Source organism: Pseudomonas sp. SMV71 (genome assembly GCF_052042015.1).
Lineage (GTDB): Bacteria > Pseudomonadota > Gammaproteobacteria > Pseudomonadales > Pseudomonadaceae > Aquipseudomonas.
This window is the reverse complement of record NZ_JBKGGU010000003.1, coordinates 293,194-306,944: the sequence shown is the minus strand read 5'-3', so window position 1 is coordinate 306,944 and position 13,751 is coordinate 293,194. Positions and strand designations below refer to the sequence as shown.

The window sequence follows — 13,751 nt, the reverse complement described above, 5'->3', positions numbered from 1 at the left end:
GCATCGGCGTGAACGCTGTCACTTCCCCAAGACTTCAGAAATTCCCGTGGCGAGGGAGCTTGCTCCCGCTGGGCCGGTCCGCGTTCGGGCGCAGCGTCTTCGCAGATTTTACGGTTGCTGCGCCACCGAGCGGGAGCAAGCGCCCTCGCCACAAAGCTTTTGCTCCTGTACTTGATTTGCCAGGCAAGTCTTTCTTTTCCTGTCGTTTTGTCACCGAAAAACTCACAAAGTTTTCACACCTTAGCCGCGATACTCCGCGCCTTTAAGGTTGCTCGACGCACGCCTGCGGTCGCCACTGAGCTGACAGCAGCTGCCTCGACTAAGGCTGGAGCGCTTGATGAGTCTGTTCAAACGCAGCAAAACGACTGCGAAAGGTTTCGATTGGGCCGGGTTCGGCTGGCTGTTTCTATTCTTCTGGTATTTCTCCGGCATCACCCAACTGCTCATCCTGGTCAGTGATACTTCCGGTTTCACCGGATTCCGCCAGGCCTTCGTGATGAGTGCGCTGTGGCTGGCACCAATGCTGCTCTTCCCCACCCGGACACGCCTGCTTGCCGCCTTGATCGGCGTGGTGCTGTGGGCCTGCTCCATGGCCAGCCTGGGCTATTTCTTCATTTACCAGCAGGAATTCTCCCAGAGCGTCATCTTCATCATGTTCGAATCGAACGTGGCTGAAGCGGGTGAGTACCTGACGCAGTACTTTGCCTGGTGGATGGTCGCGGCGTTCCTGGCCCACACCGCCATCGGCTACTGGCTCTGGACCCGCCTGCGGCCGGTTTACCTGCCCCGCGGCCAGGCGCTGGTCGCCGCCCTCGCCATCGTCGTGGCCGTGGTCGGTTACCCGTTGATCAAACAGACCCAGCGCACCGGCAGTCTTGCCGGCGCCCTGGAAAAATTCGAGGATCGCATCGAGCCCGCCGTGCCGTGGCAAATGGTGGTGGCCTATCGTCGCTACGGCGAACAGCTGGAAAACATGCAGGGCATGCTCCACAGCGCCAGCAAAATCTCGCCCCTGCGCAACCTCAAGGATGACATGGCCAACCAGCCGGCCACCCTGGTATTGGTGATCGGCGAGTCCACCAATCGCCAGCGCATGAGCCTGTACGGTTACCCAAGGGAAACCACGCCCGAACTGGACAAGCTCCGGGATCAGCTATCGGTGTTCGACAATGTCATCACCCCGCGCCCATACACCATCGAAGCGCTGCAACAGGTCTTGACGTTCGCCGATGAAGAGCACCCTGATCTGTACCTGAGCACACCGTCGCTGGTGAGCATGATGAAACAGGCCGGCTACAAGACGTTCTGGATCACCAACCAGCAGACCATGACCAAGCGCAACACCATGCTCACGACCTTTTCCCAACAGGCCGACGAGCAGGTGTACCTGAACAACAACCGCAACCAGAATGCGGCCCAGTATGACGGCGACGTGATCGAACCCTTCAACAAGGCCCTGGCCGACAGCGCGCCGCGCAAGCTGATCGTGGTGCACCTGTTGGGCACCCACATGAGCTATCAGTACCGCTATCCGCCGACCTTCGACAAATTCACCGACCGCCAGGGTGTCCCACCGGGCATTCGTGACGATCAACTGCCGACCTACAACAGTTACGACAATGCGGTGCTGTACAACGATTTCGTGGTATCCAGCCTGATCAAGGACTACGCCAAGAGCGATCCCAACGGCTTTCTGCTGTACCTTTCGGACCATGGCGAAGATGTCTTCGATTCTCAGGGCCATGGCACCCTGGGCCGCAACGAAGGCAAACCGACCGCGCCGATGTACACCATTCCGTTCATGGCCTGGGCTTCCCCCAAATGGCGCGAAAACCACGACTGGGATTTCATCGGCGACCTGTCCAGGCCCTACAGCAGCTCTCATCTGATCCACACTTGGGCCGACATGGCGGGCCTGAGTTTCGATGAACTCGATCGCAGCAAGAGCCTGGTCAGCGATGAGTTCAAGGCCCGGCCGCTGCTGATCGGCAATCCTTATGAAAACCAGCACAAGGGCCTGATCGACTTCAGCCTGATCAAACCCAAGCCACCGACGACGACCGTGGTGCAGAAATAAACCGTGGCGAGGGAGCAAGCTTCCCTCGCCACGGTTTCAGAGAGCCCTCCAGCCTACAGCGGCTTGGTCCAGAACAGCATGCGGCCGTGGTCTGGATCGAGCATGCCGGCGGCAAAGCCGAACTTGGCATAGCTGGCCTGGGCCACGGCGTTGCCCTCAAGCACTTCCAGGGTGATCTTGCAGCAACCACGTTGACGAGCGATGTCCTCGACCTTCTGCAGCATCTTCTGGCTCAACCCAAGCCCTCGAAAATCTTTCATTACCGCCACGTCATGGACATTCACCAGCGGCCGGCAGGCAAACGTGGAGAAGCCCTCGAAACAGTTCACCAGCCCCGCCGGCTCACCGTTGACGAATGCCAATACGCTGAACGCATGGGGGCGCTTGGCCAGTTCTTCGGGCAGATGCAGCAGTACCTCGGCAGGCAGCGGATGACCGCCGCCCATCGGGTCCTCGGCATAGCCATTGAGCACATGACAGATCGCTTCGGCGTGGACCGGGTTGGTGTAGCTGGCTTGCAATACCAGAATGTCCTTGGCTTCTTCCATGACCATCTCACTTCGTTGATACCGACGACTCGCGGCCGTCGGCGGGATACCGGTCAGCCGGGCTGACCAAAACGTTGCATCTGCATTTCCTGAAGGCGACTGAGGGTACGGCGAAACGGAAATTGCAGATAGCCCTCGGTGTACAGCTCGTCCATCGGCACCTGGGCCGACAGGTACAGCGGAACCTTGCGGTCATAGCATTCGTCGACCAGGGCGATGAACCGACGCACGCCATCATCGTGGACCGACAATTGCGGCAATTCGCGGTCCCCGGCCTCGACCCGCTCGACACCGTCTTCGGTGCCACGGGTAATCCGACCCTCGCGTTGCTCCGCGCTCAGACTGGGCACTTCACCGAGCAGGATCACGCTGAAACGGTCACACAGGGCCATGAAATCCAGAGCGGAGAAAGGCTGTTCGCAAAGGTCCTGATAACGACTCCAGAGTACCGTGTCCGTAACCTGCACGGGTTCCAACAAGCGGTGACCGACCTGGATCGGCCCGCTGCCCGGTTGCTGCCCGGCAGTGAGCTGGGCGAAGACGCCAGCCAACGGCTCGGGCTGTTCGGGACCGCGCACCCAATAGCGCTGCTGCAACGCCCCCGGATGCTGACGATGGTCCTGCCAGCCGTTCACCGGCACCACCTGCATATGCTGCTGGATCGCGGTGATGGTGGGCAGGAAGCGCTCACGGTTATGGCCGTTGGCGTAGAGCTCTTCCGGCGGCAGGTTGGACGTGCTGACCATCACCATGCCCTGCTCGAACATCACCTGGAAAAGGCGGCTGAGGATGATCGCATCGCCGATGTCGGTGACGAACAACTCGTCGAAACACAGCACCCGAACCTCGGCACTCAGCTCCCGGGCCAGGGCCTTCAAAGGGTCGGGAGTGCCAGTGAGCTGGAACGAGCGCTGATGCACCCAGGCCATGAAGTGATGGAAGTGCTGACGCCGAGCCGGCACTTTGAGGCTTTCGTAGAAACGATCCATGAGCCAGGTCTTGCCCCGCCCCACCGGGCCCCAGAGATAGACGCCCTTGATGGATTTGCGGCCCTCGTGCAGCGCCTTGTGACATTGCTCCAGGGACAGGATCGCCAGCTCCTGGGCCTCGTCCTGGACGAAGCCGTGATGTTCGATGGCATGCTGCCAGGCACTCAGGGGGGAGTCGAAAGTCATACGGCCCGGATCCGGAAAACGAAGGCAGGGAGTATGCCATGTCGACGGCATCGCAGGCTTGATCACCGCTCTGATGATTCACGCAAACCCCGTGGCGAGGGAGCTTGCTCCCGCTGGGTTGCGAAGCAACCCTGCTTATCGAGACGGTTGGCGCGCACAGGTACGCCAGCCCGGCCCGGCGGGAGCAAGCTCCCTCGCCACAGGAATCACCTTTTGCCAAAGAAAGCGCTTCTGCCACATAAATTTTGTGCCAGGCAGGCCTAAATCGAGATATCCAACCGACTGATCTTCCCCTGCTCATCAAGCCGGAAGGTGTAGCGCAACTCCAGCGGACTGCCGGGGAACGTGCCGGAGATCAGATTGTGGACCAGTACCTTGCCGGTGCGTTGCTGCACATTGAGCACCTGGACCCGGGGCTGATAGCGTCGGGCGGTGTCGTCCATCCATTGGGCGATGGCCTGGGTGCCGACACGGTGCTGGCCTTCATCGAACACGTTGGCATTTTCAGCGAAGAAACGCGTCGCCGCCGAACTGTCACGGGCATTGGCGGCCTCGATGTAGCCGGCGATGGCCGGGGCCAGGGAAGAGACGGGGTTGGACATGGTACGGCTCCTTGTTTTATCGATCTGGCACCATGCTAAAACAGCGTTGTGTCAGTTTTTGTCAGGAGTAAAACGCCCCGTTTCATCCAGCTGCATCAGCTTGAACCAGGCCCGCAGCAGGTCACTGCGCCTGCCCGGATACCGCTCGCCCTGCTCGACGGCGGCCCCGATGCGGTCGGTGCGAAAGGTTCGATAGGCGCCGCGCAATTCGCACCAGGCCACCACCACCCGCGCCTCGTTGAAGAAGCCCAGGGCCAGCGGCCAGATCAGGCGTTGGCTCGGGGTCTGGTTCACGTCGGCGTAATCGATGCGCAGCTTGGCTTGCGTGCGAATCGCCTGGCGGTACACGTTGAGTTCTACCGTGTTGCGCGGATAGCCATAACCCGGCGGTCCCGGCAGCACCGTAGGGTTGCGCAAGGCGTCTCCCAGGTCCGGCGCCAACACCGCCGCAACTTTTGCCAACGCGTCGGCGGCCGCCTTGCCCAATACCTCGTCTGCGCGTTGATCGACATAGCGCAAGCCCAGCACGATGGCCTCGATTTCATCGGCCGTGAACATCAAGGGCGGCAGGAATAGTCCACTGCGCAGCACATAGCCAATGCCCGCCTCGCCCTGGATCGGCGCGCCGAGGGCCGTGAGTTCGGCGATGTCGCGGTACAAGGTACGCTCCGACACGCCCAGCTCCGCCGCCAGTGTTGCGGCGGTAACCGGGCAGCGCTTGCCCCGCAGGACTTGCAACAAAGTGAGCAGCCGAGTGGTACGGGACACGATGGACAATCCAGGCGAAAAAGTTGACGCAGATTAGCAGAGGTTGGTGTCAGAAATTGGCAGGAGCTTGTCGGGCTATACATGCAGCGCCCCTATTTATTGACCTGCGCGCTTGTGGCGAGGGAGCTTGCTCCCGCTGGGCCGGTCCGCACTCGGGCGAAGCAGCCTCTGCTTATCGAGACGGCTGCTGCGCAGCCGAGCGGGAGCAAGCTCCCTCGCCACAGAGATTGGTATCCTGCCTTTATTTTCCTGAGAGAATATCCATGCGCAAAATCCTCGGCTTCTCCCTGTTCCTGATGCTGGCGAGCCTCAGCGCCTGCGCCCTCTTCCCTCATCGGGATCCGCTGAACATCAACGTGGTCGGTATCGAACCGTTGCCCAGCCAGGAACTGGAGATGCGCTTTGCGGTGAAACTGCGGTTGCAGAACCCCAACGAAACCAGCATCGACTACAACGGCGTGGCATTGGACCTGGAGGTCAATGGCCGCCCGTTGGCCTCCGGGGTCAGCGACCAGACCGGCTCGATCCCACGGTATTCCGAAGCGATAGTCAGCATCCCCGTGAGTATTTCGGCCTTTTCCGTGCTGCGCCAGACCCTGGGCCTGAGCCAGACCCAGAGCCTGGACGGGCTGCCCTATGTACTCAAGGGCAAGCTCGCCGGTGGTTTGTTCGGAACAATGCGTTTCGTCGACCGAGGAACGCTCGATTTACAGCGCTCCCCAGCTACCTGGTGAAGCGCACCCCAGGCTTGGCCCGCTCGTCCACCACCAGCTCGAAGATGTCCGGCCTGGCATAGTGCCCGACCACGTCATAGTCGTAGCGCGCCCGCACCAGCTCGTCGGTATCGATCTGCGCCGTGAGCAATCCGGCCGTGTCCTTCAGCGGCCCGGCGAGCACATCGCCCATGGGCCCGACGATCACGCTGCCACCGGCAATCAGAGGGCGCTCGGCCGGCCAGTTCGCCACCTCGATGCCCAGCGCCTGGGGCGATGCCTGGACCTGGCAGGCACTGACCACAAAGCAGCGGCCCTCATGGGCGATATGGCGCATCGTCACCTGCCACATCTCCCGCTCGTCCACCGTTGGCGCGCACCAGACATCCACGCCTTTGGCATACATTGCGGTGCGCAGCAGCGGCATCATGTTTTCCCAGCACACTGCCGCACCGACGCGCCCGACCTGACTGTCGATGACCGGCAAGGTCGAACCGTCACCCTTGCCCCAGATCAGCCGCTCGGTGCCGGTGGGCATCAACTTGCGATGCCTGGCGACAAGTCCCGCCTCCGGTTCGAAATACAACGCGGTGCAATAAAGCGTGTTTCCGGCCCGCTCGATGACACCCAGCACCAGGCTCGCCCCGGTGCGTGCCGAAAGCCCGGCCAGGGCTTCGGTTTCAACACCGGGGACATCAATGGCGTTGGCGAAATACCGGGCAAAGGCCTCGCGCCCCTCCGGCAGGCGGTAACCCAACTGCGTCCCAAAACCTTCACCCTTGGGATAGCCACCCAACAGCGCCTCGGGCATCACCACCAATCGAGCATTGGCCTGACGTATGGCGTCTTCATAGGAAAGGATCTGCGCCAGGGTTTCGGCCGTGCCGCCAGGCAACGAACCGATCTGCAGGGCAGCGACAATGGATTTGGGCATGGAATTTAACTCCTTGATCATCAGGTGTTGCTGATTCTCAGGCGTCGGCCGATCATGAATAAAGCCCTGGATGCTGCTAACTGATATGAGCCATATGAATATCTCCGACATCGACCTCAACTTGCTCAAGACCTTCGAAGCGCTGCACGATGAATCCAGTGCCAGCCGCGCCGCGTTGCGCCTGGGCGTGACCCAATCGGCCATCAGCGCCGCATTGCGTCGTCTTCGCGGGCTGTATGACGATCAACTGTTCGTGCGCACCGGCCGCGGCCTGGCGCCGACGTTGCGGGCCAACCAATTGAAGCCGGTGATCAGCGAGGCGCTGGACAAGTGTCGCCAGAGCCTGGCAATGGTCGATCCGGACGCCAACCATTACACAGGGCGCTCGGTTATCGTCGGTCTGTCGGATGATTTCGAAATCGCCCACGGGCGCCGCTTGATCGAAGAAGTGACACGTCGGGCGCCGGGCCTGCGGCTGATTTTCCGCCAGACCCACAGCCAGATCGTCGGGCCGGCGCTGCTAGAGCGCAGCCTCGACCTGGCGATCACGGCGGGAGGGTTTGCGCAGCGATTACTCAGCCGCCAAGTGCTGGGGGAAGGCGATTACGCCTGTCTGGTGGACCCGGCCAGCCTCTCGCCCAACGAGCAGACGTTGAGCCTGGAGGCGTTCGTGGCCCGTGAGCATCTGCTGGTGTCATCGGGCGGTTTCATAGGCATCACGGACGAAGGGCTGGCCGCTGTCGGCTTGAGCCGGCGAGTATGCGCCTCGACCACTCACTTCGCTGCGCTGCCGTTCCTGCTCAAAGGCAGCCAGGCGGTAGCGACCATCCCGACGCACGCCGCCCGTGCTATCGCCTCGCTGAGCGGCCTCGCGTTGCTGCCCTGCCCCCTGGCGCTACCACGCTACCCCATCGAACTGGGCTGGCGAACCCACACCCAGATGGACCCGGCAGTGGTCAAGGTACGTGAGGCTATCGTCGCCACATTCGCGTAGCGGCTTATTTGTTGGCAGCCATCAGACGATTGACCTCACTGCGCACCATGTTGGCGTATTCCGGTGGCGACATACCATCCAGCTCAGCGCGCACCCACTCGGCCCATTTGCCCTTGCGCTTGGAGCGCTCGCCGAACAAACGAGCGCCTTCGCCCTTGGCCTTGCCCAGGTTGGTTTGCCACAGCTCGAACAGCCGGGATTTTTCGTCTTCCAGCGCAGCGCGCTCGGCCAGGGGCTTGTCTGCCAGATTGAAACTCATGGGGGATTACCTGTTGCGTAAATAGCCGCCATCTTACACCTTGAATTGCACAGCCTTAACCCGGTTTTATGAAACGACCCTGCTGCGCCGCCCATCTCGCAACTTTCAAGGCGGTGCAGCACTCCATAGAGCAAGGTCATCAACAAGGAGTCACTCAATGGCGCGTAAAAGCACTCTTCAAGCGAACGGAGAGCAAATCAAGGATCAGGTGTTCAGTGAACTGAGGGCATTGATCGAGGAGTCGGAGAAACTGCTCAAGAGCAGCGCGACATTGGTTGGCGAGGACGCTGAGAACCTGCGTGGGCAGATCTCTTTGAAACTGCAACAGGCACTGGATTCGGTTGCCAGCGCCCGTGAACGTACCCGTCCGGTGGTCGATGCGACCGAAACCTATATTGGTGGTCACCCATGGCAGACCGTGGCGATCAGCGCGGGGTTCGGGCTGGTGGTGGGGTTGCTGCTTGGTCGACGTTAGGCGGTGCCCTGCGCAAGCTGTGGGAGCGAGCCTGGTCGCGATGGCGGGCTCACGGGTTGTATGGGGTTTTTGACCGGGTGCATATCCGTTGCTGCGGTAACGGCTTCTTACGGTTCCGCCTTTACGGCGGGTTACTTTTGAAAGGCGTCAAAAGTAACCAAAAGCGCCTTGCCCCACCACTGGGCACCTCGCCAAGGCTCGGTGTTCCCTCACTCCGGCATTGCTCCGTGGGCCCGCCGCGATGGGCCATCCATGGCCCTGCGCGGCTATCCCGGCATCCATGCCGGGATGCCCACTGCGCAATGCCTGCGTTCGGCCCTTGTGGTTAACGGGGCGCCTGAGATCAAGAGCAAAGCAAAAGCAAAAGCAAAAGCAAAAGCAAAAGCCAGGCGGCCTCATAGCCGACTTAGCGCTTCCCGTTGTACTTGGACCCTGTGGGAGCGGGCTTGCCCGCGAAGGCGGCCTGACAGCCGACCGATGTCCTGCGGTTGTGCCCGATCCATCGTGGGAACGAGCCTGCTCGTGAAACGTTGAGCGTGTGACGCCCGGCACGTATGCAAATGCCCCGATTGGCTGGGTCAGGCCGACCGACGCGCTGGCTTTAACTGAAAGCGCTAAAGACCGATGTCTTTATACCTTTAAGCGACGCCGATGGACCTATTCGCCAGAAAATTGATCCCATTACTTGAGGATTGTCCCGAACGATACCTGGTCGTACCGTCCTGCGGGATTTCAAGAGAGCGTGAATACCATTGCCCCAGTCGGGCAAAAATTGCGCATTATAGGCGCCGTCCGCTCAAGGGAGATTTACATGCGTGCCATTTCATCCGTCATGCGTCTTGCCGTGCTGTCGCTGGGGCTGGTGTTCGCCGCCAATGCCAGCGCCACCGAAGAGACGCAACTGGTCGAGTCCATCAACCTTTACCGCAGCCAATCCCAAAGCTGCGCCGGCCAGGCTTCGCTGGAGCTGCCACCGCTGGCAATGGATACCCGGTTGATTCTCTCGGCCACGGGGATCGGCGACCTGCAACAGGCCTTGGCGCGGGCGGCTTACCCGATGGTCAACGTTCAGGCCATCAGCCTGTCGGGGCCGCGAGACGCGCAGGGGGCGATGAAAGCCATCCAGGAAAGTTTTTGCCAAGTGGTGCTGGACCCGCAGTTCGTCGACATCGGCGTCAGTCGCCTGGACCGCGAATGGCGCATTGTGGTGGCGCGGCCATTGCTGTCGGCTCGCCTGGGTGACTGGCAAGCCGAAGGCCAGAAACTGCTGAAACTCATCAACAGTGCCCGCGCCCAGCCCCGTCGCTGCGGCACTGAAGCCTTCGCGGCCACCACCCCGCTGACCTGGAATGCGACACTGGCACTCGCGGCGGTGAACCACACCCGAGCCATGGCCAACAATAACTTCTTCGACCACAAGGACCGCGACAACCGCATGCCGGGCGACCGTGCCGAACTGGCCGGCTACCTGGGCCAGTTGATCGGTGAAAACATCGCCGCCGGCCAGGACACCGCACTCAAGGTCGTGGACGGCTGGCTCGCCAGCCCAGGCCACTGCGCGAACCTGATGAACCCGCAGTTCCGCGAACTGGGTGCCGGTTACGCGACAGACCCGAAAAGCGATGCGGGGATCTATTGGACGGCGATGTTCGGCACGCAGTGACCCCAAGCTTGCGGCGAGGGGATTGATCCGCTGGGCAGCCTGTCGGCCCTGCACTCATTGCTTCGTGAAAATCAACGATCGATGCACACCCGACGCTGCACGCACCCCGTCACCGACGGCCAACGCCACCGAGCCGAACGGCATGGCCGCATCGCCGCAGGCAAACACCCCCGGCACACTGGTCTCACGGGTCATCGTCTCGGTCTGGATGAACGCTCCGAGTGGCCCGTCTTCAAAGGCACAGCCCAAGGACATCGCCAGTGAACCCGACACCCGGGTGCGCGGTAGGACAAACAGGCCGTCAATACCCATCACGCGTCCATCGGCCAGCACTACATCGGCTCGCTCGCCTTCGATGCGCACGACCCGCTCCGGCACCAGCGTCACACCGCGTTGCGCCAGGCTCAGCCGTTGCTCAGCGTCGGGCTCGAACACGCCCTGGGTGAAAAACGTGGTCGGACCCCAATCTGGAAGCATCAGGGCGTGGTGCAGCGACATTTCCGAGGTCGCCAGCACACCAATCGGCCCTTGCGCCAGTTCATAACCGTGGCAGTAAGGACAGTGAAAAACGCTTTTACCCCAACGCTCAGCCAGCCCTTCTACCGCCGGCAAATCATCGATCACGCCGGTTGCCAACAGCAGGCGCCGAGCGCTGTGCCGCTCGCCGCCGGCGACTTCAACGCTGAAACCGCCCGCCTCATGGACGGCCTCGAGTGCGCTGTCCGATAGCCAATGGACGGTCGGATAAGCCATGAGCTGGCGGCGGGCATCCTCTGCAATGTCATCAGGCGCACGGCCGTCTTGCCCGAGAAAACCGTGGGAGGTGGCCGCGAAACGGTTGCGCCGCTGGCCCGCATCGATCACCAGCACTTTGCGCCGGGCCCGAGCCAGTTGCAGGGCTGCGGACATGCCGGCATAGCTGCCGCCCGCGATGATAACGTCGTAGTGCATGGTCGAACTCCCTGGGTGCATGAAAGTCTCGACACATCGTAAGTTTCTTGAAAAGTCGGTGTCAACGGTCTCGTAACTTTTGCGATTACAGGCGATACTTTTTCGGTCCTAACCACCGAATCTTGCGCCAATCATGAGAACCGACACCCGCCTGTCTCGCATGCTTCATGTGCTGATCCACATGGATCGCCATCAACAATCCGCGACCTCCGATACCATCGCCCAGATGCTGGGCACCAACCCGGTGGTCGTCCGGCGGACCATGGCATTGCTCAAGGAACACGGTTACGTCACGTCTGAGAAAGGCCATCGAGGCGGCTGGGCCCTGACCAAACCCCTGTCAGACATGACCTTGCTGGACATTCACCAAGCGTTGGGCAGCACGTCGATCTTCTCCATCGGCCTGTCCACCGACCACCCGCAATGCCTTGTAGAACAAGCGGTGAACGCGGTACTGACGGAGGCGTTCGATGAAGCCCAAGCGCTGCTGCTCAAGCGGTTGGGCAGCATTACCCTGGCGCAATTGGCGGAGGATTTTGACCAGCGGTTCCGGGAGCTTCCCACGACGGGAACTCACCACTGACTTGGTTGACAAGAAATCTGTGATCCGCAGCCACTGTGGAGCGAGCCTGCTCGCAAAAGCGCTGGCTCAGCTTGCACAGAGGCTCCCATACGGGTCGATTGTTTGCAGGTCTTGATGCAATCAAAAAAAACGCCGCTCAATGAGCGGCGTTCTTGTACCTCGCCAGACAACGTCCGGCTTTTACAGCGCCATGTCAGCCGCCGGGTTGCTTTCACGGGCCGCTTCCGGCTGGGCCGGTGCCGCGGGGGTACCTGGCTTGCCGATCGCCGGTGGCGGGTCCAGTTGCAGGACCTGGCTGGTGTAAGCCCACTCCTGAGCCACGCGCTCAGGGCTGTCGTTGAGCTTGGTGCCATAGCTCGGCACGATCTGGTGCAGTTTTTCCTGCCAGGCCGGGCTGGCGACTTTGTCCTTGAAGACCTTCTCAAGCACGGTCAGCATGATTGGCGCGGCGGTCGAGGCGCCTGGCGAAGCACCCAGCAGACCGGCGATGCTGCCGTCCTGGGAAGCGACGACTTCGGTGCCGAGTTTCAGCACGCCGCCCTTCTCTTCGTCACGCTTGATGATCTGCACACGCTGGCCGGCCTGCCACAGACGCCAGTCTTCCTGCTTCGCTTCAGGGAAGTATTCCTTCAGGGCGTTGAAGCGGTCTTCGTCCGACAGCATCAGCTGGCCGGCCAGGTATTCCACCAACGGATACTGTTCGATACCGACCTTGGTCATCGGCCACACGTTATGAGTGGTGGTGCTGGTCAGCAGATCGAAGTACGAGCCGTTCTTCAGGAACTTGGTCGAGAAGGTGGCGAACGGGCCAAACAGGATCACACGCTTGCCATCGAGCACGCGGGTGTCCAGGTGCGGAACCGACATCGGCGGTGCGCCAACCGATGCCTTGCCATAGGCCTTGGCCAGGTGAAGTTGAGCAACGGTCGGGTTCTCGGTGACGAGGAACGAGCCGCCAACTGGGAAACCTGCGTATTCCCGGGCTTCCGGAATGTCGGACTTCTGCAGCAGGTGCAAGGCACCGCCGCCGGCGCCGATGAAGACGAACTTGGCGTCGGTCTCGGTTTCGGTACCGTCTTTCAGGTTCTTGTACGAAACGCGCCAGGTGCCGTCTTCGTTGCGGGTGATGTCTTCCACTTCGCTGGACAGTTTCAGCGAGAAGTTCGGCTTGGTTTGCAGGTAAGCGGCAAACTGGCGGGTGATTTCGCCGAAGTTGACGTCGGTACCCAGTGGACTCCAGGTGGCTGCGACCTTCTGGCTCGGATCACGCCCTTGCATCATCAGCGGAACCCACTTGCTGATTTGCGCAGGATCTTCGGAATACTGCATGCCGGCGAACAGCGGGCTGGCCTGGAGGGCTTCGTAGCGCTTCTTCAGGAACGCGATGTTCTCGTCGCCCCACAGAAAACTCATGTGCGGCGTGGAATTGATGAACGAACGTGGATTCTTCAGCACGCCGTTCTTGACCTGCCAGGACCAGAACTGACGGGAGATCTGGAAGGCTTCGTTGATTTCGATGGCCTTGGAGATATCGACCTTGCCGTTCTTGTCTTCCGGCGTGTAGTTCAGCTCGGCCAGCGCAGAGTGACCGGTACCGGCGTTATTCCAGCCGTTGGAGCTTTCTTCGGCAACACCGTCCAGGCGCTCGACCATTTCCATGGTCCAGCCCGGCTCCAGCTCATTGAGCCAGACGCCGAGTGTCGAGCTCATGATGCCCCCACCGATGAGCAGGACGTCGACTTTTTTAGCCTCGGCGGCGTGCGTGGTCGCAAGACCCATCGCCATCGCCAGGCCCAATAGCGCCGTGTGTGTTTTCTTCAACATGTGTGTATCCCTAGGATGGAACGCCATTCCGTCCACCGGTCCTGTTCAATCGTAGACCACGCCCATGGCTGGCAGTGCCCGCATGGTGGGATCGAAAGGATGGGTGGAAGGACCTACAGGACCGAGCAAAAGGTCGGCCTCAGATTTATGTCTCTCCGGCGCTGACTTCTTGTAGGTCTTGGCTT

Annotated in this window: 14 protein-coding genes; 6 read left to right on the top strand and 8 right to left on the bottom strand. The window is 61.1% G+C overall.

Going from position 1 to position 13,751, the window contains the following annotated elements:
- The first annotated feature begins 337 nt into the window (after positions 1–337).
- Positions 338–2,077: a phosphoethanolamine transferase CptA gene (locus tag ACLEJQ_RS04435; protein ID WP_440792547.1), complete on the top strand. Its 1,740-nt coding sequence runs from the start codon at positions 338–340 to the stop codon at positions 2,075–2,077.
- Between the two features lie 53 nt (positions 2,078–2,130).
- Here ACLEJQ_RS04435 and ACLEJQ_RS04430 read toward each other — a convergent pair whose 3' ends face one another.
- The 4 genes from ACLEJQ_RS04430 to ACLEJQ_RS04415 form a co-directional block, all read right to left on the bottom strand.
- Positions 2,131–2,625: a GNAT family N-acetyltransferase gene (locus ACLEJQ_RS04430; protein ID WP_440792545.1), complete on the bottom strand. Its 495-nt coding sequence runs from the start codon at positions 2,623–2,625 to the stop codon at positions 2,131–2,133.
- Positions 2,626–2,678: 53 nt separating this feature from the next.
- Positions 2,679–3,800, bottom strand: coding sequence for a cell division protein ZapE (gene zapE, locus ACLEJQ_RS04425; protein ID WP_440792543.1), 1,122 nt, complete (start codon positions 3,798–3,800; stop codon positions 2,679–2,681).
- 260 nt (positions 3,801–4,060) lie between these two features.
- A complete protein-coding gene (locus tag ACLEJQ_RS04420; protein WP_440792541.1) occupies positions 4,061–4,402 on the bottom strand; it encodes a nuclear transport factor 2 family protein in 342 nt (113 codons plus the stop codon).
- 51 nt (positions 4,403–4,453) lie between these two features.
- Positions 4,454–5,170: a helix-turn-helix transcriptional regulator gene (locus ACLEJQ_RS04415; RefSeq protein WP_440792539.1), complete on the bottom strand. Its 717-nt coding sequence runs from the start codon at positions 5,168–5,170 to the stop codon at positions 4,454–4,456.
- Positions 5,171–5,433: 263 nt separating this feature from the next.
- On the opposite strand from ACLEJQ_RS04415, the gene ACLEJQ_RS04410 reads away from it, so the two are divergent.
- Positions 5,434–5,904, top strand: a complete 471-nt coding sequence (locus ACLEJQ_RS04410; protein ID WP_440792537.1) for an LEA type 2 family protein — start codon at positions 5,434–5,436, stop codon at positions 5,902–5,904.
- On the opposite strand, the gene ACLEJQ_RS04405 is transcribed toward ACLEJQ_RS04410, so the two are convergent.
- Positions 5,894–6,817 carry a carbon-nitrogen hydrolase family protein gene (locus ACLEJQ_RS04405; protein WP_440792535.1) on the bottom strand — a complete coding sequence of 308 codons (924 nt, stop codon included), beginning with the start codon at positions 6,815–6,817 and terminating at the stop codon, positions 5,894–5,896. The genes ACLEJQ_RS04410 and ACLEJQ_RS04405 overlap by 11 nt on opposite strands.
- An 85-nt stretch (positions 6,818–6,902) precedes the next feature.
- Here ACLEJQ_RS04405 and ACLEJQ_RS04400 point away from each other — a divergent pair, with 85 nt between their 5' ends.
- Positions 6,903–7,811 carry a LysR substrate-binding domain-containing protein gene (locus ACLEJQ_RS04400; RefSeq protein ID WP_440792614.1) on the top strand — a complete coding sequence of 303 codons (909 nt, stop codon included), beginning with the start codon at positions 6,903–6,905 and terminating at the stop codon, positions 7,809–7,811.
- A 4-nt stretch (positions 7,812–7,815) separates the two neighbouring features.
- On the opposite strand, the gene ACLEJQ_RS04395 is transcribed toward ACLEJQ_RS04400, so the two are convergent.
- Complete coding sequence (locus ACLEJQ_RS04395) at positions 7,816–8,070, bottom strand: hypothetical protein (RefSeq protein ID WP_440792533.1); 255 nt, start codon at positions 8,068–8,070, stop codon at positions 7,816–7,818.
- A 157-nt stretch (positions 8,071–8,227) separates the two neighbouring features.
- Between ACLEJQ_RS04395 and ACLEJQ_RS04390 the strand changes: the two genes are divergently transcribed.
- Positions 8,228–8,545 carry a DUF883 family protein gene (locus ACLEJQ_RS04390; protein WP_440792531.1) on the top strand — a complete coding sequence of 106 codons (318 nt, stop codon included), beginning with the start codon at positions 8,228–8,230 and terminating at the stop codon, positions 8,543–8,545.
- Between the two features lie 811 nt (positions 8,546–9,356).
- A complete protein-coding gene (locus tag ACLEJQ_RS04385) occupies positions 9,357–10,208 on the top strand; it encodes a CAP domain-containing protein (protein WP_440792529.1) in 852 nt (283 codons plus the stop codon).
- Between the two features lie 54 nt (positions 10,209–10,262).
- Here the strand turns inward: ACLEJQ_RS04385 and ACLEJQ_RS04380 are convergent, their stop codons facing one another.
- Positions 10,263–11,159 (bottom strand): NAD(P)/FAD-dependent oxidoreductase, encoded by an 897-nt coding sequence (locus ACLEJQ_RS04380; RefSeq protein ID WP_440792527.1) that lies wholly within the window; start codon positions 11,157–11,159, stop codon positions 10,263–10,265.
- Positions 11,160–11,292: 133 nt separating this feature from the next.
- Here ACLEJQ_RS04380 and ACLEJQ_RS04375 point away from each other — a divergent pair, with 133 nt between their 5' ends.
- Positions 11,293–11,742 (top strand): Rrf2 family transcriptional regulator, encoded by a 450-nt coding sequence (locus ACLEJQ_RS04375; RefSeq protein WP_440792525.1) that lies wholly within the window; start codon positions 11,293–11,295, stop codon positions 11,740–11,742.
- A gap of 180 nt (positions 11,743–11,922) precedes the next feature.
- Here ACLEJQ_RS04375 and mqo read toward each other — a convergent pair whose 3' ends face one another.
- Entirely contained in the window at positions 11,923–13,566 is a 1,644-nt protein-coding gene (mqo, locus tag ACLEJQ_RS04370) for a malate dehydrogenase (quinone) (protein ID WP_440792523.1), read from the bottom strand.
- Between the last annotated feature and the right edge of the window lie 185 nt (positions 13,567–13,751).